19 protein-coding genes and 3 pseudogenes are annotated in these 22,207 nt (G+C 70.2%); 14 read left to right on the plus strand and 8 right to left on the minus strand.

The genetic code is table 11. From position 1 onward, the window contains the following. Positions 1 to 8: 8 nt before the first annotated feature. The gene (locus OG937_44495) at positions 9 to 887 is read left to right on the plus strand and encodes a methyltransferase domain-containing protein (protein WUD78285.1); all 879 of its coding nucleotides are present in this window, start codon (positions 9 to 11) and stop codon (positions 885 to 887) included. 122 nt (positions 888 to 1,009) lie between these two features. Here OG937_44495 and OG937_44500 read toward each other — a convergent pair whose 3' ends face one another. Both OG937_44500 and OG937_44505 read right to left on the minus strand, forming a co-directional pair. Further along, complete coding sequence (locus OG937_44500; protein WUD78286.1) at positions 1,010 to 2,323, minus strand: MFS transporter; 1,314 nt, start codon at positions 2,321 to 2,323, stop codon at positions 1,010 to 1,012. Next, positions 2,320 to 2,928 (minus strand): helix-turn-helix domain-containing protein, encoded by a 609-nt coding sequence (locus OG937_44505; protein WUD78287.1) that lies wholly within the window; start codon positions 2,926 to 2,928, stop codon positions 2,320 to 2,322. The genes OG937_44500 and OG937_44505 overlap by 4 nt, the downstream gene beginning before the upstream one ends. A 198-nt stretch (positions 2,929 to 3,126) precedes the next feature. On the opposite strand from OG937_44505, the gene OG937_44510 reads away from it, so the two are divergent. Then, the gene (locus OG937_44510) at positions 3,127 to 3,792 is read left to right on the plus strand and encodes a maleylpyruvate isomerase family mycothiol-dependent enzyme (protein WUD78288.1); all 666 of its coding nucleotides are present in this window, start codon (positions 3,127 to 3,129) and stop codon (positions 3,790 to 3,792) included. Positions 3,793 to 3,973: 181 nt separating this feature from the next. On the opposite strand, the gene OG937_44515 is transcribed toward OG937_44510, so the two are convergent. Together OG937_44515 and OG937_44520 are read right to left on the minus strand one after the other, a co-directional pair. Continuing rightward, positions 3,974 to 5,413: an NAD(P)/FAD-dependent oxidoreductase gene (locus tag OG937_44515; protein WUD78289.1), complete on the minus strand. Its 1,440-nt coding sequence runs from the start codon at positions 5,411 to 5,413 to the stop codon at positions 3,974 to 3,976. Between the two features lie 282 nt (positions 5,414 to 5,695). Beyond that, on the minus strand, positions 5,696 to 6,169 hold the full coding sequence (locus tag OG937_44520; GenBank protein WUD78290.1) for a VOC family protein: 474 nt from the start codon (positions 6,167 to 6,169) through the stop codon (positions 5,696 to 5,698). A gap of 486 nt (positions 6,170 to 6,655) precedes the next feature. Here OG937_44520 and OG937_44525 point away from each other — a divergent pair. Continuing rightward, positions 6,656 to 6,831: pseudogene (locus OG937_44525) on the plus strand (IS982 family transposase). Here OG937_44525 and OG937_44530 read toward each other — a convergent pair. Then, a complete protein-coding gene (locus OG937_44530) occupies positions 6,828 to 7,838 on the minus strand; it encodes an NADP-dependent oxidoreductase (GenBank protein ID WUD79073.1) in 1,011 nt (336 codons plus the stop codon). The pseudogene OG937_44525 and the gene OG937_44530 sit on opposite strands and share 4 nt — an antisense overlap. A gap of 111 nt (positions 7,839 to 7,949) precedes the next feature. On the opposite strand from OG937_44530, the gene OG937_44535 reads away from it, so the two are divergent. After that, positions 7,950 to 8,540, plus strand: coding sequence for a TetR/AcrR family transcriptional regulator (locus OG937_44535; GenBank protein ID WUD78291.1), 591 nt, complete (start codon positions 7,950 to 7,952; stop codon positions 8,538 to 8,540). Between the two features lie 136 nt (positions 8,541 to 8,676). On the opposite strand, the gene OG937_44540 is transcribed toward OG937_44535, so the two are convergent. Then, positions 8,677 to 9,417, minus strand: coding sequence for a class I SAM-dependent methyltransferase (locus tag OG937_44540; protein ID WUD78292.1), 741 nt, complete (start codon positions 9,415 to 9,417; stop codon positions 8,677 to 8,679). A 301-nt stretch (positions 9,418 to 9,718) separates the two neighbouring features. Next, positions 9,719 to 11,188, minus strand: a complete 1,470-nt coding sequence (locus OG937_44545; protein ID WUD78293.1) for a DEAD/DEAH box helicase — start codon at positions 11,186 to 11,188, stop codon at positions 9,719 to 9,721. Between the two features lie 626 nt (positions 11,189 to 11,814). Here OG937_44545 and OG937_44550 point away from each other — a divergent pair. Beyond that, on the plus strand, positions 11,815 to 12,846 hold the full coding sequence (locus OG937_44550; GenBank protein WUD78294.1) for an RIO-like kinase: 1,032 nt from the start codon (positions 11,815 to 11,817) through the stop codon (positions 12,844 to 12,846). A 271-nt stretch (positions 12,847 to 13,117) separates the two neighbouring features. Here the strand turns inward: OG937_44550 and OG937_44555 are convergent, their stop codons facing one another. Beyond that, the gene (locus tag OG937_44555; GenBank protein WUD78295.1) at positions 13,118 to 13,651 is read right to left on the minus strand and encodes a GNAT family N-acetyltransferase; all 534 of its coding nucleotides are present in this window, start codon (positions 13,649 to 13,651) and stop codon (positions 13,118 to 13,120) included. Between the two features lie 316 nt (positions 13,652 to 13,967). Here OG937_44555 and OG937_44560 point away from each other — a divergent pair, with 316 nt between their 5' ends. The 9 genes and pseudogenes from OG937_44560 to OG937_44600 all read left to right on the plus strand — a co-directional run bounded on the left by OG937_44560 (position 13,968) and on the right by OG937_44600 (position 21,563). Beyond that, a complete protein-coding gene (locus tag OG937_44560; protein ID WUD78296.1) occupies positions 13,968 to 14,279 on the plus strand; it encodes a hypothetical protein in 312 nt (103 codons plus the stop codon). Between the two features lie 41 nt (positions 14,280 to 14,320). Further along, positions 14,321 to 14,668, plus strand: coding sequence for a fic family toxin-antitoxin system, toxin component (locus OG937_44565; GenBank protein WUD79074.1), 348 nt, complete (start codon positions 14,321 to 14,323; stop codon positions 14,666 to 14,668). Positions 14,669 to 14,742: 74 nt separating this feature from the next. Then, a pseudogene (locus OG937_44570) lies at positions 14,743 to 14,917 on the plus strand (IS5/IS1182 family transposase). Positions 14,918 to 15,179: 262 nt separating this feature from the next. Next, a complete protein-coding gene (locus tag OG937_44575) occupies positions 15,180 to 15,893 on the plus strand; it encodes a deoxynucleoside kinase (GenBank protein ID WUD78297.1) in 714 nt (237 codons plus the stop codon). 605 nt (positions 15,894 to 16,498) lie between these two features. Continuing rightward, positions 16,499 to 16,939 carry a CBS domain-containing protein gene (locus OG937_44580; GenBank protein WUD78298.1) on the plus strand — a complete coding sequence of 147 codons (441 nt, stop codon included), beginning with the start codon at positions 16,499 to 16,501 and terminating at the stop codon, positions 16,937 to 16,939. Positions 16,940 to 17,021: 82 nt separating this feature from the next. Continuing rightward, positions 17,022 to 17,710, plus strand: a pseudogene (locus OG937_44585) (transposase). Positions 17,711 to 17,890: 180 nt separating this feature from the next. Continuing rightward, complete coding sequence (locus tag OG937_44590) at positions 17,891 to 18,760, plus strand: arpA protein (protein ID WUD78299.1); 870 nt, start codon at positions 17,891 to 17,893, stop codon at positions 18,758 to 18,760. 68 nt (positions 18,761 to 18,828) lie between these two features. Further along, complete coding sequence (locus tag OG937_44595; GenBank protein WUD78300.1) at positions 18,829 to 19,737, plus strand: class I SAM-dependent methyltransferase; 909 nt, start codon at positions 18,829 to 18,831, stop codon at positions 19,735 to 19,737. Beyond that, positions 19,734 to 21,563, plus strand: a complete 1,830-nt coding sequence (locus OG937_44600) for a choline/carnitine O-acyltransferase (protein ID WUD78301.1) — start codon at positions 19,734 to 19,736, stop codon at positions 21,561 to 21,563. The genes OG937_44595 and OG937_44600 overlap by 4 nt, the downstream gene beginning before the upstream one ends. Positions 21,564 to 22,207 lie beyond the last annotated feature (644 nt).

The raw sequence follows: 22,207 nt of genomic DNA on the forward strand, positions 1-22,207 counted from the left end.
AGCAACAGTTGACCCACGCCCCTGCCGTCCGGCCCGCGGTCCTTCCGGTCCCGGCCCAGTCCACCTACCAGAGCCGGATCGCGGACTACTGGAACGCCGAGGAGAACCCGGTCAACCTCGAACTCGGAAAGATCGACGACCTGTACCACCACCACTACGGCATCGGTGAGGCCGACACCTCGGTCCTCGACGAACCCGATCCCGGCCGGCGGCGCAAGCGCATCACCGCCGAACTGCACCGCCTGGAGCACGCCCAGGCCGAACTGCTCGCCTCCAACCTGGGGAACCTCTCCGCGGCCGACCGCGTCTTCGACGCCGGCTGCGGACGGGGCGGCGGCAGTGTCGTGGCGCATCTTCGCTACGGCTGCCACGCCGACGGGGTCACCCTCTCCACCAAACAGGCTGACTTCGCCAACGACCAGGCCCGTGCCCGGGGCATCGACGACAAGGTCCGCTACCACCACCGCAACATGCTCGACACGGGCTTCGAGACCGGCGGGTACGCGGCGTCCTGGAACAACGAGTCCACCATGTACGTCGAGCTGGACCTGCTGTTCGCCGAGCACGCCCGTCTGCTGCGCCGCGGCGGACGGTACGTGACCGTCACCGGCTGCTACAACGACACCTACGGTCAGGCCTCGCGTGAGGTGTCCCTGATCAACGCGCACTACATCTGCGACATCCACCCGCGCTCCGCGTACTTCCGGGCGATGGCGCGCCACCGGCTGGTACCGGTCCACGTGGAGGACCTGACCGAGGCCGCGATCCCCTACTGGGAGCTGCGCAAGCAGGCGGACCACCTGGTCACCGGCATCGAGGACACGTTCCTGACCGCCTACCGCAACGGCAGCTTCCAGTACCTGCTCATCGCGGCCGACCGGGTCTGACCCTTCTACACGGCGACACCCACGGGCAACCGCCCCTCACCGGCGCTTGACCATCGCGCCGGTGAGGGGCAGCCGTTTCGGCAGCGGGGCCCACGCTCGGACCCGGATGCTTCGGTAGCGGGTCAGGTAGGCGATGGTTGCGCGTCCCGGTCCGTGCCGCTGTCCGGAGTGACCGGATGGTCGGGGGTCAGGGAGTGGATGCGTGGTATCGGCGAGTGCAGCAGCCAGAGCAGCGACAGCGCTCCGCCGACGGCGGCGACGAGGAGGGTCACCCGGAGGCCGATGAGGGTGGCGAGGAGGCCGCCGAGGACGGCGCCCACAGGGCGTACGCCGTAGTTGATCGTGCTGTACGCGCCCGCCACCCGGCTGCGCATGCCATCGGGGATCACCGCCGCCTGAAGGGAGTTGAGGTTGACGTCGAAGAGCATGACGCCGACGCCGGAGAGGAACTGGGCCAGGGCCAAGGCTCCGACGCGAGCCCACAGGGGACCGCCCGCGGCAGCGCCGATGGCGATCGGTGCCGGGAACAACACCGCGCCCACGGCGATGGTGCGGCCGATGCCGAGCTTTCGCGAGACCTTCGGCGCGATCACCGCGCCAAGGAGCGAGCCGGTGGCGCCGATCCCGAACGCCATGCCGATGACTCCGGCGGTCAGTCCGAGGTTCCGGCTGGCGAACAGCACCATCAGTCCGGTGCCCGTGACGAAGGTGAAGAAGTTGATGGTCGCCACGCACCCGAGACTCGCCCGCAGCACCGGGTGACGGATGACGAACGCCAGTCCCTCCCTGGCACGCCGCAGCAGCGGGGGTGTCGCTCGGTCAGGGACGGTCGGCGGTTCGGCGATCGATACCCGACCGACCAGAATCGCGGACGCGAGGAACGTCAGGGCGTCGACGACGACGGCGACGGGAGCGGTCAGCGCCTGGACCAGAGCACCACCGATCGCCGGGCCGGCGACGTATGACGCCGACCGGCTGGTACTGAGCTTGCTGTTCGCGTCCACGTAGGAGGACCGGGGCACCAGGTGGGCGAAGAACGGCGGATAGGCGGTGTTGAACAGCACCGCTGCGGCGCCCGTCAGTAGCGCCACGGCGTACAACTGCCCCAGCGTCACCGCCTCCAGCAGATAGGCAGCGGGGAGGGAGAGCAGTACTGCGGCGCGCGCCAGGTCGGCGAGAACCATCAGGCGCCGTTTGTGGACGCGATGGTCGACCCAGGCACCGAGGACGGTCCCGAGCAGGTTCGGGGCCCAGATGAGCGCGGTCAGCCACGCCACCTGATGGGCCGAGGCGTGCAGCGCCCCCACCGCGATCAGCGGCAGGGCCAGTTCGGTGATCCGGTCGCCGAACTGCGAGACCGACTGGCCGGCCCAGAAACGACGGAACCTCTGGTCACGCCAGAGCGGTATGGGTACGGCCTGGTCCGCGGCGCTCATGACGTCCTGCCGGTCTGCTCCTCGGCGCCCTCGGGCAGGGCGTAACGCAGCAGCCGGACGCCGCGGGCGTCGGCCGGACGCGCGGCCTCGTCACGCGTCACGTAGGGCGCGAGGACGCGTTCGATCGCGTCCTCGATGGCGGCGAGTTCGTCGGCGGAGACGACGACGCGGGTGTTGGCCAGACCCGCACGCCGCAGCCACTCCGGTTCGAGATCGGGCTCGACCTCGGCAGCCCACCGGTTCGCCAGGTCCGCGGAGCGCACGAACATCTCCCGGGACAGGACTCGCGCGGCAGTCCTGCCCTCCTCGTCCTCCGGGTCCTCCGGCGCCTCGAACCGGAAGCCGCGCGCCACCGCCTCCCACCGCCGCTGGCGACGGTCCGGGCCGGGCTCGGCATCGCGGACCAGCCCGAAGCCCGCCAGATGCCGCAGATGCCAGCTGGTCACCGACGGGGTCGCCCCCACACCGGGCGCGAGTTGTGTCGCCGTCGCCGGCCCGTGCCGCTGAAGGCGTTCGAGGATCGCCAGCCGCACCGGGTGCGCCAGCGCCCGCATCGCCCGCGGATCGGTGATCTCGACATCGCCCAGACGGTTACCGGCATCCATGACGTGAGAGTCTCCTCTCACATATTGTGAGAGTCAAGTCTCACATCTCCGTTCCGGGCCGCTGCCGGTGCGCGGGAGATCCAGGTACGGGTGCCGGAGGATAGGCCGCGCACGGGCGATGACTTTGCGCTGGAGCCGGAGTCTCCTTGGTGAATGCCGTTGCCGCAGAGCGCGACCCGTGACAGGAGACCTGGCCATATGACCGATCCGGGACTGACAGCAGACCGCAGCCGCGGGACCGGGGTCTGGCCCCTGATCCACGCCGAGCGAGCGGCGCTGGCGGCCGATCTCGCAGATCTGACGGACGAGCGTTGGGCAACGCCGTCGTTGTGCACCGGCTTGACGGTACGTGAGGTGCTGGCCCACCTGACCGCGGGCGCGAGCCTCAATGCCGTGCGCTGGATGGCGGGAGTGATCCGCTGCAGGTTCGACTTCGACAAACAGGTGGCCATGCGGCTGGCCGAGCAGTTGGGTACGACTCCGGCCGAGACCCTCGAGCGATTCCGGCATGTCGTCCCGAGCACCACCAAGCCTCCCTTGCCTGCCATGGCGATGCTGGGTGAAACGATCGTGCACGGAGAGGACATCCGGCGCCCGCTGGGTATCCGGCACGACTATCCGGTCCAGGTCGTCACGCAGGTCGCCGAGTACTACCAGGGTTCGGACCTCGTGGTCCTTGCCAAGGGCCGCATCGGCGGACTGCGACTCGTCGCGGACGACGGCCCGTTCGCCACCGGTTCCGGGCCGCTCGTGTCCGGCCCCACCATGGCCCTGATCATGGCCACGACCGGGCGCGCGACCTACTGCGACGACCTCGCAGGCCCCGGTGTGGAACTCCTCCGCAGTCGCTGCGGGACAGCGTGATCCGATGCCCCGACCCTCCCACGTGTGGAGTGCTTCCCGCTCCGTACGCGGGCGCTGCGGGGGCTTCACGAGCCCCCGCAGCGCCACCGGCCACCGGGAGAGGAGGATCGCTCCTCACCTGGACGCGACCGAGTCAGCCGGCGGGGGCCAGAACCGCCCCCGCATGCCGGCCGGAGCGTACTCAGCCGCGGTAGGTCTCCAGCAGACGCAGCCAGACTTCGCCGAGGGTCGGGAAGGCGGGGACGGCGTGCCAGAGCCGGTCGAGGGGCACCTCGCCGGCGACCGCGATGGTGGCCGAGTGCACCAGTTCCCCTACGCCGGGGCCGGCGAAGGTGACGCCCACCACGGTGTTGCGGTCGGTGTCGACGAGCATGCGGGCCCTGCCGCGGTAGTCCTCGCCGTACTGGTGGGCGCCGGCGACGTGGGCGAGGTCGTAGTCGACGACCTCGATGCGGCGCCCGCTCCGCTCGGCCTCGCGGCTGGTCAGGCCGACGGAGGCGACCTCGGGGGTGGTGAAGACGACCTGGGGGACGGCCGCGTGGTCGGCGGTGGCGACATGCGTGCCCCAGGGGGCGTCGTCGATGGGCTCTCCCTTTGCGCGGGCGCCGATGACGGTGCCGGCGATCCGGGCCTGGTACTTGCCCTGATGCGTCATCAGCGCGCGGCGGTTGACGTCGCCGACGGCGTAGAGCCAGTCGCCGTCGACGCCGGTGACGCGGAAGGTGTCGTCGACGGTCAGCCAGTCGCCGGGGGTGAGACCGACGGTCTCCAGGCCGACGTCGCGGGTCTGCGGGGCGCGGCCGGTCGCCAGCAGGATCTCGTCCGCGGCCAGCTGCCCGCCGTCGGAGAGCGTGATCCGCAACTCGCCGTCTTCGCCGCCCTCGCGGGCCAAGGAGGTGACGCTGGTGTTGAAGCGGATGTCGACGCCCGCTTCGCGCAGTCCGTCGGTGACCAGTTCGCCGGCGAACGGCTCCATTCGCTCGAGGAGTCCGTCGTCGAGGACGAGCATGGTGACCTGGGAACCGAGCGCCTGCCAGACGGTGGCCATCTCGACGGCGACCACACCGCCTCCGACGACGGCGAGGCGGCCGGGCACCTTGTCGGCGCTGGTGGCCTCGCGGCTGGTCCAGGGGCGGACGGTGTCGAGTCCGGGGATCGGGGGCAGGGCGGCGCGGGTGCCGGTGGAGACGGCGACGGCGTGCCGGGCGGCCAGGGCGATGGTGTCGCCCTCAGGGGTCTGCACGGCCACCTGCTTGGGGCCGGTGAGGCGGCCGTGGCCGCGTACGAGGTCGACGGAGACCGAGTTCAGCCAGTCGACCTGGTCCTCGTCCTTCCAGTACGAGGACATCTTGTCGCGGTGTGCGAGGACCGCCTCGACGTCCAGCGGGCCGGCCACCGCCGGGTCGAGTCCGGGTACGCGGCTCGCGTCAGCCCGCACCACCACCGGCCGGAGCAGTGCCTTGCTCGGGTCGCAGGCCCAGAACGAGCACTCACCGCCGAGGAGTTCGCGTTCCACGATCACGGCGCTGAGCCCTGCGGCGCGGGCGCGTTCGGCCACGTTCTCGCCGACCGGCCCCCCACCGATGACGATCACGTCGTAGGTGCGGGTTGTCTCGTTCATCACTGCTGCGTTCCTCACTGTTGCGTTCCTCATTGCTTCGGTGACTCGGTCGGACACTCCGGCGTCCAAGGTCCATTGCGGCCGCGTTCGCCGTTCCCCCGTTGCCGGACGGCGTCGGGGCCGCCGCACCACACGGGGTCGACGGGGCGGTCACGGGATGGGGCGACCACGGCGGCGAAGCCGTCTCTCGGCGCCCGCCGCACCGGACCGCCGGGCGGCGGAGAGCAACCCTTGCGCTCGCCCGGCGGTCCGGTGCCAGCCTGCGGTGGCTTCGTGGGGCGGTCAGCGGCCGGGGAGGCGCTGCGAGACCTCCTGGAGCACCCATCCGTTGCCGTCCGGGTCGCTGAAGGTGAGGAAGGAGCCGTAGGAGGCGCGCTCGGGATGCAGCCCGGCCAGCTGCTTCTGGCCGACACGGTCGTAAGTGACGTCCCCGCCCTCGTGGCCGTGGTACAGCAGCCCGCCGGCGTCGTGGAAGATCTCGCTGACCTCGATGCCGCGGCCGACGAGCTCCGCGTGGGCCTCCTCGATGTCGGAGACGATGAGATACAGGCCCTGGAACGAGCCGGGTGCGATAGGAGTCATTCCCTCGCCGAAAATGATCGAGCACTCGGAGCCGGGCGGCGTGAAGTGCACGACCCGGAATTCCTCGTTGGCCGTGTAGTCGACGTCCAGGCGGAATCCGACCTTCTCGTAGAAGGCCTTGGCCCGGTCGGTGTCGGAGACGGGCAGCACGATCATTTCGAGCTTCAGGTTCATGGGGAAATCCTTGGTTCTTGACGACTGCGTGCATCCCAGAGAACCAGCCGAAAGGGCGCCCCGGAGCGGTCCAGCAGGCCTGCCTTGGCCCTGGCCTGCTGGTCCAGGTACTGGCAGGTCCCCCCAGCCCCATCGCCGAGTAATGAGTGGTGGGTGCTTCGGAGGCGAATATCGAATCCGCCGTCTTTCAGGCGCCAGGAATATCAAAAAGCGCTCAGCTCCGGGTGGCCTGGGCCGGCGGTTCTTCGTGAGCACAGCCAACCCGGCTCACGGTCCTCCCTGGCGTTGTGCAACCTTGCCGTCCGGATCGGCAACCTGGACGCCTGGACCCGGCTGACCGCCCACCGCCCGGGCCGGACACCGATCGGCGACCGGCATCACTACGACGCGAGTCCGAACGCCGACTGGCACAGCTGACGAATGTGCACCCGCTGCGCTCCGGCCCGCACGGGCGAACCCGAACGGACCGGAGCGCAGCTGTTCAATCCGCTGCGGCAGTTGATCGAGTCGGTCAACGACACCCTCAGGGGCCGGAACGACCTCGAACGCCACCGCGGCTGCACACCCGGCGGCGTGGCTGTCCGCGTCCTGCAGCGACTCCTCGCCTGACCGCCGCCATCGGGCACAACCACCTGCGCGTCGGTGAAACGGCTCGTTCCTAAGCGACTGTGAGCACGATCTTCCCCCGGATGTGCCCTCGGGCGGCGCGTTCGTGCGCGGCTCGGGCATCCGTGAGCGCAAACGTGCTGTCGATCGCGACGCGGACCGTGCCCGCCTCGAGCAGGCGTGCCAGTTCGGCAAGCTGCGCGCCGTTCGAGCGGACCTGGGTGCCCGTGACGGTGACGCCCAGCTTCGCGGTCTCCTCTTCGTCGAATTCGCCGAAGAACACGGGGAACTGGGAGCCGCCGCGCTTGAGCGTGTGCAGGAAGCGCTTGCTGTGGGGGCCGCCGACGGCGTCGAGAACGAGGTCGACGTCGTGCACGAGTTCCTCGGGACGGTTCTTGGTGTAGTCGATGAACTCGTCGGCGCCGAGTTCGCGCAGGAAGGATTCGTGTGCGCCCGACGCCACCGCGATGACCCGTGCACCCTTCCATTTCGCCAGCTGAAGCGCGAAGTGTCCCACGCCCCCCGCGGCGCCGTTGACGAGCACCGTCGTGTCGGCGTCGAGTGGCACCGGACGGTGCTGCGCCGCCTGGAAGGGCGACGGGTGATCGTGTCCGAGCTCGATCAGGAACTGCCACGCCGTGAGCCCGGCCATGGGCGCCCCGGCGGCGTGCACGTGATCGATGCCGGCCGGCTTGAGCGCGAGGTCCGACGCGGGCGCGGCCACGTACTCGGCGTAGGTGCTGCCGTCGAAGCTGGGGAAGCGAAGGAGACCGAAGACCTCGTCCCCGACGGAGAAGCCGTCCACATCCGCGGCGACGGCCTCGACGACGCCCGACAGGTCCGTCCCCGGAATCACGGGCAGGCTGAACTTCGGCCTCACCTCCGGAGGCAGGTTGGACATCCCGTCGCGCAGGTACCAGTCGGGGGGATTGACGCCGACCGCGTGCACACGAACGAGCACCTCACCCGGCCCCGGCTCGGGCATCGGCACCTCGTCGTACCGCAGAACCTCAGGACCGCCGTGCTCATGGAGCCGGACCGCCCTCATCGTGTGTTTCGGCATCGTTCTCTCCTGCCCGCGCTGCGGGATAGACTCATTCGGATCAGCGATCCACATAACCGGACCACTGATCCGAATATATGGACCACTGATCCGGATAGTCAAGGGGGGCAGATGCGGGCCGACGCCAGGAAGAACCGCGACCACCTGCTCGCAGTAGCGGGCACCGCCATCACCGAGCAAGGCGTCGACGTGTCACTGCGCGACATCGCGCGCAGGGCCGATGTCGGACTCGCGACGCTGCTCCGTCACTTCCCGACGCGCGAGGCGCTGCTCGACGCCCTGCTCCGCACGAGCTTCGACGAGCTGACCGCCAAGGCAGGCGCCCTCGAAACGGCCGGCTCGCCCGACGACGCCCTCGTATCGTGGCTGCGCGACTGCGTCGCGTGGACAACCGAGTACCGGGGCGCTGTGGTGCTGATGGCAGCCGCCATCGAGGACACCGAGTCCGCACTCCACGCGTCGTGCGTCACGCTGCGCGCGGCCGGCGCGCGGCTCCTCACCCGTGCCCAGGCCGCCGGCACCGCGCGGACCGACATGGACGGCGACGATGTGTTCGCCCTGGTAGCGGCGCTCGCCTGGCTCGGCGATCAACCCTCGCTCGCGCCACGCGCCGATCACCTCTTCGACGTTGTCGCAAGCGCGATCCTCACCAGCGCAGCGAGCAGCGATGCCGAGGGGGGAACGCCGCCCTCCCGCCCGTAGCTGGATTCGTCGCGTACGCGAGCCGGCGAACTCGGCCTTTCGCATCGCGGGAGGCGAACCACGACCGCTCATACGCCGATGTCGCACAGTTGGCAGGCGATCCGGGCGGAAGGCACGGACCTGCCCCCGCCTGTTCCTACAGGTCGGCTACGAGAAGTCGGTAGCCCACGTCGAGCGTTTCGCGGTTCAGCAGGTCAGCATGGCGTTCGTGCCACAGCCCGGAAGACAGGTCGCTGGACAGCCGGGCCAGGCCCGGGCGGAGGACCTCCTCACCGGTCTGGGCGAGCATCGATATGCCGGATCGCACTTTCGGGTTGAGGTACGCCTCAGGTCGGCGCCAGAAGGCGGCGCCGAATCCGTCGGTGCAGTCGTGCGGGACCGGGACCGTCTCGATGCGCGCGCCTCCGAGCAGCGCAACCATCCGGTCGATCGGGACGGCCCGTCTGCCGTCGAACGCGGCCACCTCTGGCAGGTATTCGTCCAGCAGCCAGAACCTGCGGAAGATGTCCTGGTCCCACGTGAAGACGACGACGCGCTGCCGGGCGATCCGAAGGAGTTCCCCGATGCCGGCTTCCAGGTCGGTCCAGTGGTGCACGGTCAGCAGCGCCATCACCGCGTCGGCCGAGTCGTCGGCGATGGGAATCGACTCCGCCGATGCCTGCAGGGCCCGCGCGAATCCGGTCGGGCGTTGGGCGATCATCAAGGAACTGGGTTCAACCGCCAGCACCGTTGCCGGTGGTTCGTAGGAGCCGGCGCCGGCACCCACGTTGATGACGGTGGCGGCATCGCCGAGCGCCTCGTGGATTTGGGCAGCGATCCGGGGATCCGGTCGCCGCGTGTGACTGTAGGTCGCGCCGATGTGGTCATACGTCGTCACGACGGACAGTATGCCCCGTCGCTCACCACCGACCTCTGCTGATGGAGCCGTCTTCTCGGTGAACGCCGCTGCCCCGGCGCTCTGTTCGCGGCGAAGTCGGAACGCATCGCCGTGTGCAGAGCGTCGACCAACGCCCTACTCGCCCGTGCCTCCGCGAGCGCCGCACCCGATGTCTGGCGCCGCGGCGTCGCGTTCCTGCTCGACGGCCTTCGTACCGATGCCGCTTGCCGGACGCCCGCCTCCGGACGAGCACGCCGAATGGCGGCGCGTCGACGGGTGGGCCGGCGCAGCGTGCGTGGGGTCAGTTGCCCCGGCGGATGCGGGCGGCCTCGCGGGCCGCGGCCATCTGGCGGGCCTCGGCCGTTTTGCGCGACTCCCGGCCGGGGCGTGTGCCCAGGCCGCGGAACGGGGCGCCACCGCGTGCCGGCGCCTGCGCGGCCGGTGCGCCGGCGACGGGAACGCCGGACGGGGCCTTGGCCCCGGTGATCCGGCTCAGCGCCGCGTCGCCGGAACGCACCTGGGTGACCGTCGGCCGGATGCCCGCGTCGGACATGAGCCGGGTCATGTCGGGGCGCTGGTGAGTGGTCACGAGGGTCACCACCCGGCCGGACCGGCCGGCCCGCGCGGTCCGCCCGCCGCGGTGGAGGTAGTCCTTGGCGTCACCGGGAGGATCGACGTTGACTACGAGGTCCAGGTCGTCGATGTGAATGCCGCGGGCGGCGACGTTGGTGGCCACCAGGGTCGTCACCTCGCCGTTCTTGAACCGGGCGAGGGCCCGGGTGCGCTGCGGCTGGGACTTCCCGCTGTGCAGGCCCGCCGCCGCGACACCGGAACCCTCGAGGTGCCTGGTGAACTGGTCGACCGCGTGCTTGGTGTCCAGGAACATGATCACCCGGCCGTCACGGGCGGCGATCTCGGTGGCGGTGGCGTACTTGTCGGCGGCGTGGACGTACAGCACGTGGTGTTCCATGGCGACGACGGTCGCGGCCGAGGGGTCGACCGAGTGGACCACCGGATCGGTCAGGTAGCGACGGACCAGGAGGTCGATGTTGTTGTCGAGGGTGGCCGAGAACAGCATCCGCTGGCCGCCGGCCCGCACCTGGTCCAGCAGCTCGGTGACCTGCGGCATGAACCCCAGGTCGGCCATCTGGTCCGCCTCGTCCAGGACCGTGATCCGCACGTGGTCCAGGTGGCAGTCACGGCGCGCGACGAGGTCGCTCAGACGTCCGGGCGTGGCGACGACGACCTCGGCCCCCGCCCGGATCGCTCCGACCTGCCGGCCGATCGAGAGGCCGCCGACCACGGTGGCGAGCCTGAGGTCCAGCGCCCGGGCGTAGGGGGTGAGTGCTTCGGTGACCTGCTGCGCCAGTTCACGGGTGGGCACCAGGACCAGTGCGCGGGGCCGCTTGGGCTCGGCACGCTGCCCGGCTGTACGGGTCAGGAGCGGCAGGCCGAAGGCCAGGGTCTTGCCCGAGCCGGTGCGTCCCCGGCCGAGCACGTCCCGGCCGGCCAGCGCGTCCGGCAGGGTGGCGGCCTGGATGGGGAACGGTTCGTCCACGCCGAGGTCGGTCAGGGTCTTCAGCAGGGCCGGCGGGAGCCGGAGCTCGGTGAACGCCGTCATCGGCGGCAGGGCCGGGGTCGTCGTCGCGGGTGCCGCGAACTCGCCCTGTGGGGACGTGGGGCGCCCCTTGCCGCCGGAGCGGCCGGGAATCTGCGGGCGGGAACGGCCGGTCTGGCCGGAGCGCTGGTCGTTCCGGGGCGTACGGTTCATGGGCGAACCTTCCTCGACGGGGCACGCATCGAGGGAATTCCCGGTGGATGCGCGGCCGGGGAGTCGCCAGAACGAGCCGAAGACAAGACGGTGACCGACAGCGGGTGGTCCCGTCCGTACGGCGTGGGGTCGAGCTGCGTCGTGCGTGCCGGCGCCGGGGTACCGACGTCCGCGGATCGCACTTCCCCACGAGTTTACCCGCCCGGTCCGATTTCCCCGGCGGTCCGCGGTCCCGCGCGGGGCGGCGCCCGTCCGCAGCCGCGGCGAAGCCCTTCCGGACCGGCCGGGACGACGGCGTACCCGGTGCCCGGGAGCGCCCGCGCAATGCGGGGTCGTCCCCTCCGGCAGCTCCTCGGGGCGATTGATCGTCAAGCCGTGCCTGCGGGGGCCTGAGAAAACCGGTTGCGCGGTGTGCGGGGCTGGTTAAGATCGTGCCGATCTGGAGTGCCGGGCGTGAATAACGGCCCGGCGTAGTGGGAGAGGAGGTGCGTCTTCGTGGACGCCGCCCTGACGCGGCGCGCTCGTGTGTGCGCGCCAGACGCCTTTTCTCGCTACCTGCCCACCGGCTGACGACGCGCGTTCGCTGACGCTCCGTTCGGTGGGTCCTTCCACTGGAGATCATCACCATGCGTGAGCGCTTTGCCGACGGCGAGTCCTTCACCCGTATCCGCCCCAAGGGCACCAGACGACGTGGTCACCGCGACGCTGACGAGGCCTTCGAGGAGGCCTTCCCCGAGTACGCGGCACGCCGGCCCTCGGCGGTCGGGGATGCCCGCAGCACCGCGGACGCCGGTTCCACCGTCTTCGAGACCGGTGCCGAAGACGACGAGGACATCCTCGAGGAACCAACTCCCGGCCCCTCAACCGACGGCCCTGCCGAGGGTGACCGCTGGTCCACCTGGGATCGGTCGACCCCGACCGAGAAGGGCCCCGAGCCGCGCCCCGCGTGGGTGGTGACGGACCTGGCCGCCGTCGACTTCGAACTCGGGATCGTCAAGACCGGCAAAGAGGCCGACGTCTTCCTGATCGAACGGGCGGTGCCCGGAACCGACCGCCGCACCCTGATGGCCGCCAAACGCTACCGCGACGGACAGCACCGCATGTTCCACCGCGACTCCGGATACCTGGAAGGGCGTGCCCACAAGGAGTCCCGGATCAGCCGGGCGATGGCCAAGCGCACGGCTTTCGGCAAGGAGGCCATCGCCGGCCAGTGGGCCGGCGCCGAGTTCGCGGCGTTGTCGCGGCTGTGGTCGGCGGGGGTGGCCGTGCCGTACCCCGTGCAGATCCTCGGGACCGAGATCCTGATGGAGTTCATCGGCGACCGGTCGGGGACGGCCGCGCCACGTCTCGCCCAGCTCCGCTCGGAAGAAGTCGATCTGGAGGATCTGTGGGAGCAACTGGGCCGCAGCTTGTCCGTGCTCGCGCGTGACGGCTATGCGCACGGCGACCTGTCGGCCTACAACATCCTTGTCCACGAGGGCCGACTGGTCGTCATCGATGTGCCGCAGATCGTCGACGTCGTCGCGAACCCGCGGGGTCTGTCCTTCCTGGAGCGCGATGTCCGCAACGTGGGTGCCTGGTTCGTCTCCAGGGGCCTCGCCGAGCGGCGTGTCGAGGAGCTGGCGCGGGCGTTGGCCTTTGACGCACGGCTGGGCTGAACGTCGTCTGTGAATCGGCGCGTCCCCAGTTGCCTGGCACGCACGCCGACACCCGCCGACGCGCGACGCGGGCCCGGGAGCCGCTCCCGGGCCCGCGCCGGCGGGGGCTGCGCGCCTTGCACGGGACGGCCTGCGGGCCGGCCGCTGTGTGGCAGTCGCGGTCCAGGTGTCTCCGCAGGCCGGTCGACCGCATGCTGTCGATAGAGGCCGGTGGCCGACCGCGGCCTGTGCTGGCGTGTCCCGGCCTCTTGGCGGGGACGGCCGGTCGGGCTCAGGCGTGGAATTCGGTGAGGTCGATGGCGTGGACGCGCAGCGGGAAACCGTACTCCGGGTGCGTGGTTTCGCGTTGCGGCGCCATGCCGAGTTTGCGCATGACGTTCTCCGAGGCGTCGTCGCCGATCCGGGCGATGCCGATCAGGCGTTCCAGGCCACGGTCCTGGAGCGCGAACTCCATCGTGGCGTGGGCGGCCTCCGAGGCGTAGCCCTGACCCCAGAACTGCGTGCCCAGCCGCCAGCAGACGGACACCTCGGGCATCACCTCCGGCAGGAATTCCGGCAGGGACAGGCCGGTGAAACCGGCCAGTTCACCCGAGGCCAGCATCTCGACGGCGAAGAGACCGAAGCCCTCCTCGTCCCACTCCTCCTCCCACCGCTCGATGGCTTCCGCCGTATGTTCCAGGTCGCGTACGGAGCCGTCGCCGACCCAGCGCATCACCTGCGGGTCGCCGTTGATCTCGGCCATGGGGACCAGGTCGTCGTCCTGCCAGCGGCGCAGGAGCAGGCGGGGGGTCTGGATCTCGGTCATGGGTTCATCCTGTCGAAGGCAAAGCCGCAACGGTAATCGGGGTGGGGCGGCAGACGCCGTGCCCGCCCCACCTCGGGGCATGTACAGCCGCGGGCCCTCGCCCATGGCCCCACGGCGGACGGGTGCGCGGGACGTTCGTCGTGGGGGATCGACCGCGGGCAGAACCTCCCGGAGGCCTCTCCCCGCTCGGACGGGGCCGGATCCGCAGAGGGGCTGGGGTGCGGTTCGTCTCGCCGTCTCTCCTGACACGGTGCGGACCTGGCCCGGAAGCACTGAACCACTCGCGCCCCGGTTGTACTGGCGGTACCGTCAGTACATGCCGACATCCAAGGGTATGAACGTCCCCTTCGCGGACGATGACGAACTGGACCAGGTGCGCCGTGCGGCCACGGCCGCGGGCCTGTCCACCCGCGAGTACATCCGCCGGGCCGCCCTCAGCTTCGCCAACGCCGTCCCGAACGAATTCCTGCAGGCCGCGGTGGAGGCGCACGCCCACGTCAAGGACGCGTTCGCCGAGATCCTGCCGGAGGACGGACGTCCGAACGAGGAGCGCCGCTCCGCGGAGGCGGAGGCCGGCCGCCGCCTGGCCGAGCTCGACGGCGACCAGGCACACGGGACCGCCGCGTGAGCACACCCCGCCCCGACGGGGTGATCTACGCGGAGGTGCCGATGCTGCTGCAGGTCGCCGAGCACATTCTCGGCGACCCGCAGGCCGACGACTTGGGAGTACTTCCCGCCGCGGTCGCCCGCCACCGCGCGGAGGCCATGGGCCGGGATGTCTACGGCTCGATCTGGCTCAAGGCTGCCGCGCTGCTCCACACCCTGGTGAGGCTCCCGGCCCTCGAGCACTCCAACGGCCAGTTCGGATGGCTCGCCGCAGTCGCGTTCCTCCGCGTGAACGGCCACACCCTGACCTACCCGCCCAAGGACGCCGCTGTCCTGGTCCGCGACGCCATCTCCGGCGAGAAGTCCGTCAAGGAGATCGCCCTGCAACTTCGCCAATGGGGCACCGCCTGAAAGAGCTCGCCGAAGTGAGGGGGCGCCTTCGACCGTGTAGTACCGGGAGCGCGCTCGGGGAGTCGGCCTCCTGAATCGCGCGACGCGGCGTCGCGCCCGAATCCGGCCCGGGCGCGATCCGCTGGTCGTCGAGGGGACCTCTGCCCGGCTCCACAGTCCAAGCGCCTCCGGACCCGTGACGAGCGCCGCGCCGGCCTCCGCCAGGGCCTGCCGGAACTCGCCCGCAGCATCGTCTGCCTGCGACGTCTCCCGTACGTCATTCTGAAACGATCAGTTAAACTTCAGGGCGGCCGCGGGGGGCTGCGGCTCGTTGCTGTGTGGCGACTGCGGAACGGCCAGGCCGGCCGGTCGAGGAGAGCGGCCGGCGTCAGGGCCTGGGTCCGGACGGGGACGACACGACGCTGATCATGAAGATCCCGGGAATCGCGTGACCGCCGACGCGCGTCCAAGTGGTCTGGGGCGCCCTGCCCACCCGCCCGTGAACAGAAGACCCGCCACGGAGATGTGAGGTATGTCAGTGATCTGCGTCGGAGGCATGATCGGAATCGGCAAGACGAGTGTGGCCGAACTGCTCGCCAAGGAACTGGGCAGCGAAGTCTTCTACGAGAGCGTGGAAGACAATCCGATCCTTCCGCTCTTCTACACGGCGAGCCCCGAGGAGATCCAGGCCAAGCGGTACCCCTTCCTGCTTCAGCTCTACTTCCTGCAGACGCGGTTCGCCTCGATCAAGGAGGCGTACAGGCAGGGCGACAACGTCCTCGACCGGTCCATCTACGAGGACTGGTACTTCGCCAAGGTCAACCACGACCTGGGCCGGATCAGCTCCCTCGAGATGCGGGTGTACGAGGGGCTGCTCGACGAGATGATGCGCGAGATCGACGGCCTGCCGTACCGCAAGGCACCCGATCTCATGGTCTATCTCAAGGCGGACTTCGAGACGGTGCTGCACCGTATCGGGCTGCGGGGCCGAGATTTCGAACAGGACGAGAGCCTCGTCGAGTACTACCGGACGCTGTGGTCCGGCTACGACGACTGGGTGCACAAGCACTACTCGGCCAGCGAGGTCCTCGTCGTCGACATGAATCACACCGATGTGGTGAACAACCCCGAGGACGCGGCCCGCGTGGCGCGGGAGGTCAAGGACGCCCTGGCGGCGGTCGGGCACCGGGCGAATGCCACCGGCGAGACCGCCGAATGCGAGACGCCCGCGGCGGTCTGCGCCTGAGCGGCGGACACCCTCCAGTCGCCCCACGTCCCGAAAGGCCACGGATCCATCCCTGTGAGCGGGGGTGGATCCGTGGCCTTTCTCCGAGAGGGGGCTACGTCAATCCGCCGCGCGACCTTGTGCTTCCGGACTGATCCCGTCGGCGCCGTCAGCGCGGCCTCGGCTTTCTGGGTGAGGGTCAGCGGCTTGCTGCGGCCACTCGGCAGCCGGTGAGGATCACGGCGTCGTTGTTCAGGCCCTGGAACCCCCGCTCTGACCGGCGGATAGTGAAAGACACCCGACGACCACCACCGCACGGCCGAGCCGGGTTGCACCACACCGCGGGACGCATATGCCACAGACCGCAGCAGGACAGGTCCCCTGCAGATGCGAGCCGTATGGACGGAGCCGATCCTGGAAAGAGGGGTGCCTTCGAAAGCGCGCCCTTCCCCCTCAACGACAGGTTGCAGCAGGGGCCCGGAGCGACGCCAGGGCGTACGAAACGATCGACGAGATGTCTCCGGGCAGCCTCATGAGCATCCGCTGGCAACCGGACCGGACAGCCAGGAACGCAGGCACGTGCAACCCTGGACCGCGCGCCGCCTTCGCGGGCGAAGGAGAAAGCCATGAAGGGCAACGACCAGCTCACCGCCAGGGACATCATGTCCGGCGGAGTCCAATGCGTCGGCGCGCACCAGTCGCTTCAGGAAGCGGCAAAGATGATGCGCGACCTGAACGTCGGATGCCTGCCCATCTGCGGGGACGACAACAGGCTCACGGGCCTGATCACCGACCGCGACATAGTCGTCCAGTGCGACGCAGAGGGCATCGACCCGGCAACGGTACAGGCGGGAACCCTTGCCGGAAACCTGCGCTGGATCGACGCGAGCGCCGGTGCCGATGAGGCATTGCAGGTGATGGAGCAGCATCAGATCAAGCGTCTGCCGGTGATCGACACGGAACAGGGGCACCAACTGGTCGGCATGATCAGCGAAGCCGACCTCGCGCGCAACCTCACAGACACGCAGATCGCGGAATTCGTGACCCGGGTGTACGTCAACGCCTGATCGGGGCGGCGGCCTTACCCATCGAGGTCCGGACCCCGCGAAACGGTGGAGCCCCTACGGACCCGCGGGCCCGCACCGCGCGCTGCCACCTTCGGGACCTTCGTCGCCGGTCGTCGAGGGGGTGGCGGACGAGGCCGAGGTCATCCGGGTGTCGATCCGGACCCGGGACCAGCCGGTGCCGTGGCCTGCGTGCGGGAAGCCGACGCTCGGGGTGCATGGCTTCCACCGACGTACCGAGGCCGATGTGCCGGCGGACGGCGGCCGGGTCGTGGTGTCGGTACGGGGCCGGCGCCTGGTCTGCCTGGTCCTGGGCTGCCCCCAGCAGACGTTCCGTGAACAGGTCCTGCCCGGACTGATCGAACGCTGCCAGCGGCGCACACGCCGACTCGCCGACCAACTCGGCTCAGTGGCCATGGAGTTAACGGGGCGGGCGGTGCCTCGCCTCTCCCGCCCCCTGACACCGTGGCGATCTCCCGGTCGACCGCCCGGCTAACGCCGCCTGCTGCGATTGCCGCGCGTGTCGGCGTCGACGACTTCGCGCTCAAGCGCCGCCACTGCTACGCCGCCGATTCCGACCGACGTCGAGACCGGGGAACGGGTCGACGTACTCCCGGGCCGCGACGCCGACGCCCTGAGCGGTGACTGCGCCGGCACCCCGGCGTCGGGACCGTCTGCCGAGACGGCTCCGGCGCGGACGGCGAGGCCTTCCGCCGGGCCCTCCCCGCTGCGGTCAGGTCAGCGAACCGCCGGCACCGGTGGAAGAACCTCTGCACCCCTGCGGACCGGCGACCGGGCGGCTGGGCGGACTCGACCACCCAGTGTCGTGTGTTACAGACAACGTCGCGGCCACTATGAGAGCTTCAACCCGGGTACCTCTCGATGGAGTTGCCGACGAGCCAGGGGGGATCGAGCATCCCCCAGGACGGTCTGCCCGCACGCGGAGAGGGTCGCATGAGCACCTCGAAAGCCATCGCGCTTGACCAAGTGGTCGACACCGCTCGGTATCCCCTGACAGAACTCGACAGCGCCGGAGGGCGGGCGGTGGTCTCCCACGCCCGGCGCGAACTGGCCGCTCTCGGCTGCACCGTCCTCCCCGACTTCATCCGCCCGTCGCTCCGCGACGTCCTGCGGCAGGAGTGCTCGGCCATCGCCCCCATGGCGCACTTCGACGTCGAAACGGTCAACGTCTACAACATCGCGGTGGACTCGCAGCTGCCGCAGGACCACCCCGGCCGCAGGACGTTCCAGCGGGGCAACGCCTTCGTCGCCCGGGACCGTGTCCCCGCGAGCTCCCTCATCAGCCGGCTCTACTCCGACACGGCGTTCCAGGACTTCGTCGCCCGCTGCTTCGGACTCCCTCGGCTGCACGAGCTGGCCGACCCGCTCTCCGGACTGGTCCTCAACGTCGTCCTGCCGGGCATGGAGCACCCGTGGCACTTCGACACCAACGAGTTCACCGTGAGCATGCTCACGCAGGAGGCGCAGGCCGGCGGCGTCTTCGAGTACTGCCCCAACATCAGGTCCGCCCAGAACGAGTGCTTCGACGACGTACGGCACGTGCTGGACGGCGGGGGCGAGCATGTGATCCGGCGGCTCGCCCTGCAACCGGGCGACCTGCAGCTGTTCAAGGGCCGCTACTCCCTGCACCGCGTGAGCCCCGTGCGCGGCGAGGCCGCGCGCCACTCCGCGATCTTCGCCTACAGCGAGCGCCCCGGCGTCATCGGGAGCGTGGCCCGGACCCGGCAGCTCTTCGGCCGGGTCCTGCCCGAGCACCTGGCGGCCGAGGGCCGGGCCGTACGGGGCGACCGGCTGCTGGACTAACGGGCGGCGAGATCCCGCAGTCGCCGGCCGTTTCCCCCACTCTGCAATCCACGGAGGAAGAGAGCCCCGTGCGTTTCGACACGACCGGAAAGGTCTCCCTTGACCACATCTACACCCAGCCCGATCCGCGCAGCTATTTCCGCGAGCTCCGCCCGCTCGGCTACTGCGTGCCGCAACACGCCAAGCCCTACTTCGCCAAGCTCATCAAGGAGTACCGGGAGTCCCGGCACGTCGCGGTGCCGCAGGTACTGGACATCGGCTGCAGTTACGGGATCAACGCCGCCCTGCTGAAGTACGACGCGACCATGGACGAGCTGTACGCGCGCTACTGCGACGCGGAAGGCGGTGCCGCGACCACGGCCGATGCCCGGACGCGCACGGAGCTCCTGGCCCGGGACCGGGAGCTGGCCCGGTCCCGGCGGCCCGCGCAGGACATCCGCTTCGTCGGCCTGGACACCTCCGGCAGCGCGCTGTCCTACGCGCTCGAGGCCGGATTCCTCGACGCCGTGGTGCAAGCCGACCTGGAGCGGCACGACCCCACGCCCCCGCAGCGCGCCCAGCTCGCCGGGACGGACCTGATCATCTCCACGGGGTGCCTCGGATACGTCACCGAGCGGACGCTCACCCACGTGGTCCGGGCGCAGGGCGGCCGCAGGCCCTGGATGGCGCACTTCGTGCTCCGGATGTTCCCGTTCGATCCCGTCGAACGCGCCCTGGCCGAACTGGGGTACCGAACGATCCGGGTCGACGAGGCCTTCAAACAGCGACGGTTCGCCTCCCCGGAGGAACAGGCCCTCGTACTCGAGACGATGTCGGCCGCCGGGGTGGATGCTCGGGGTCTGGAGGCGGAAGGCTGGCTCCACGCACAGCTCTACATCTCCCGGCCGGACGACGGCACACCGGGGCCTCAGGCCGGAGGGCTCGCCTCCCGCGAGGACACCACAGGTCCGCACGATTCGAGAAGAGAGCAGAATTGAACACCAGTCAGGAAAGCGCAGCGGTCGCGACCTTCGCCCAGGAGGACGGCCTGCCGCGCGTGCCGCTGCCGACGCTGGAGGCGAGCTGCGAGAGGTTCCTCGCGTGGTGCGCGCCGCTGCTGACCGCCGAGGAACTGGCAGCGACCGAGGCGGAGGTGGCCGCCTTCCTGCGGCCTGACAGCCCCGGCCGGGTGCTGCACGCCGCGCTGGAGGAGTACGACGCCACAGACGGCGTCCACAGCTGGCTCGACACCTTCTGGCCGTACCGCTACCTGGGCCGCAGGGACCGGATCGCGCTCAACGCCAACTTCTTCTTCCTGTTCCAGGACACCGGCCAGGCGCAGGTGGAGCGGGCGGCCGGACTCATCGCCTCGGCCCTCAACTACAAGCGGCAGCTCGACCAGGAGCTCATCCCGCCGGTGACCCTGCGCGGCCGGCCCCAGTCGATGGTGCAGAACAAGTTCCTGTTCTCCACCACCCGGATCCCCGGCGCGCAGCAGGACATCGTCCGCGCCCCCTACAGCGAGCAGTCGCCCGGCCCGTCCAGGGCCCGCCACATCGTCGTCTTCCACCGGGGAAGCATGTTCCGGCTGGACGTACTCGGCCCCGACGGCGTCCCGCACAGCCTGGACGACCTCGAGACCGGCCTGCGCGCCGTGATGAAGGCCGGCTCCGAGCCGGCCGGCCCGGACACCTCGGTGGGCCACCTCACCACCATGGCCCGCGCCGAATGGGCGGCCACCCGCGAGTCCCTCCTCGCCCGCCACCCGTCCAACGCGCAGGCACTGGACGACATCGAGACCGCGCTGTTCTGCGTCTGCCTGGAGGATTTCGCGCCCTCGGACATCCAGGACGCCTGCGACGAGCTGCTCTACGGAGACCGCGGCAACCGCTGGTTCGACAAGGCCGTGTCCGTGATCGTGTTCGCCGACGGACGGGCAGGCATCAACGTCGAACACTGCGAGCTGGACGGCACCACCATTCTCAGTTTCACCGATGCCCTGCTCGGCACCCCGGCCGAGGAGCAGTCCCGGCAGTCAGTAGCCCGCCCCCAGGGCCAACCGGCCCTGGAGCCCATCGTATTCGAGCTGGACGACGCCCTGCGCGCCCAGGTGCGCTCCGCCGCCGAAGCGTTCGCCGCATACGGGGAGAACACCGCCACCACCACCGTCTCCTTCAGCGACTTCGGCAGCAACACGGCCAAGGCGCTGGGCGCGTCGCCGGACGCCTTCGTCCAGGTCGCCTACCAGCTCGCCCACTGGCGCGCCAAGGGGCTGCTGGGCGCCACGTACGAATCGATCGCCACCCGCCAGTACCGCCACGGGCGGACCGAGGCGATGCGCGTCGTCACCCCCGAGATGCGCGCCTTCGTGACCGCGATGGACGACCCGGCGGCGGACGCGGCGACCCGGCGCGCCGCGTTCCGGGCCGCCGCAGGCAGGCATGCGGAACGCGCGAAAGAGTGTCAGGCAGGGCAGGTGCCCGAGCAGCACCTGTGGGAGCTGGAACTGATCCAGCGCCGGCGCGGGGCAGAGCTGGGAGTGACCGAGCAGCCCGCGCTGTACCGGACCCCGGGCTGGCTGACGATGCGGGACGACTACCTGAGCACCAGCTCCGCCCCGTCCGCCAGCATCCAGTACTTCGGCTTCGGGTCGACCAGCAGCCGCTGCATCGGAGTCGCCTATGTCCTGCTGCCCGAGCGGTTCCACCTCTACCTGAGCACACCGCTGCCGGAGGCCGACCAGATGCGCGCATTCGCCGACAGGCTCCGCGAGGCGGTGGCCGAACTGTGCGACCTGCTGGCCTCCGAACGGTCCGGGACCTGAACTGACCTTGCCCATGGGTCCGCCGCCCGCAGCGGGTGGCGGACCGGGCCGGGCACCATGTGTGCGTGCACCACACTCCACCCGGAACGGCAGGCCCGGCTTCTTCCGGGTGTGATCCGGGCCCGGGCGCAGAGGAACAAAGTCGAGTTACGCCTGACGCCCACGAGCGCTTCGTGGGCCAACCCGATGCGCTGTGCCTTGTCGGGAAGGCCACTGCTTGTTGCCGGCGCACGGTTCGGTTGGTGGCGCTGGAGGGGGAGGCGCGCGATCGGTTGTGGCGGGCTGCTCACGGCCGCGCTGGAGGCCGCCTTCTCGTCGAAGGTGTGCGTGAGGTTGTTCGCCGGTTCCTTGCAGTGGGCCAGGCCGCGGCCTCCTGACCGGGTGAAGCTCCCGGTACCTCGGTCCGACGGGTGGTGTGTTGCCGGGTGGGAGTCGGCCCTGCGGCGACCCATCGGGGTGGGGGACAGTGCGCGGGGTCAGTGCCCGGGCGCGGGTGGGGTGTTGGGTTCCGTTCACGGAGAGGCCCCGTCCAATGCATCGGCGCGGGGGCGGCTGCCGTTCATCGGGGCGGGAGCTCAGCACGCGTCATTGCATACAGTATTCCGGCGGGTTAGGGTTGTTGCATGTGGCAGACGAAGTCCAAG

This window comes from Streptomyces sp. NBC_00510, from assembly GCA_036013505.1.
GTDB lineage: Bacteria > Actinomycetota > Actinomycetes > Streptomycetales > Streptomycetaceae > Actinacidiphila.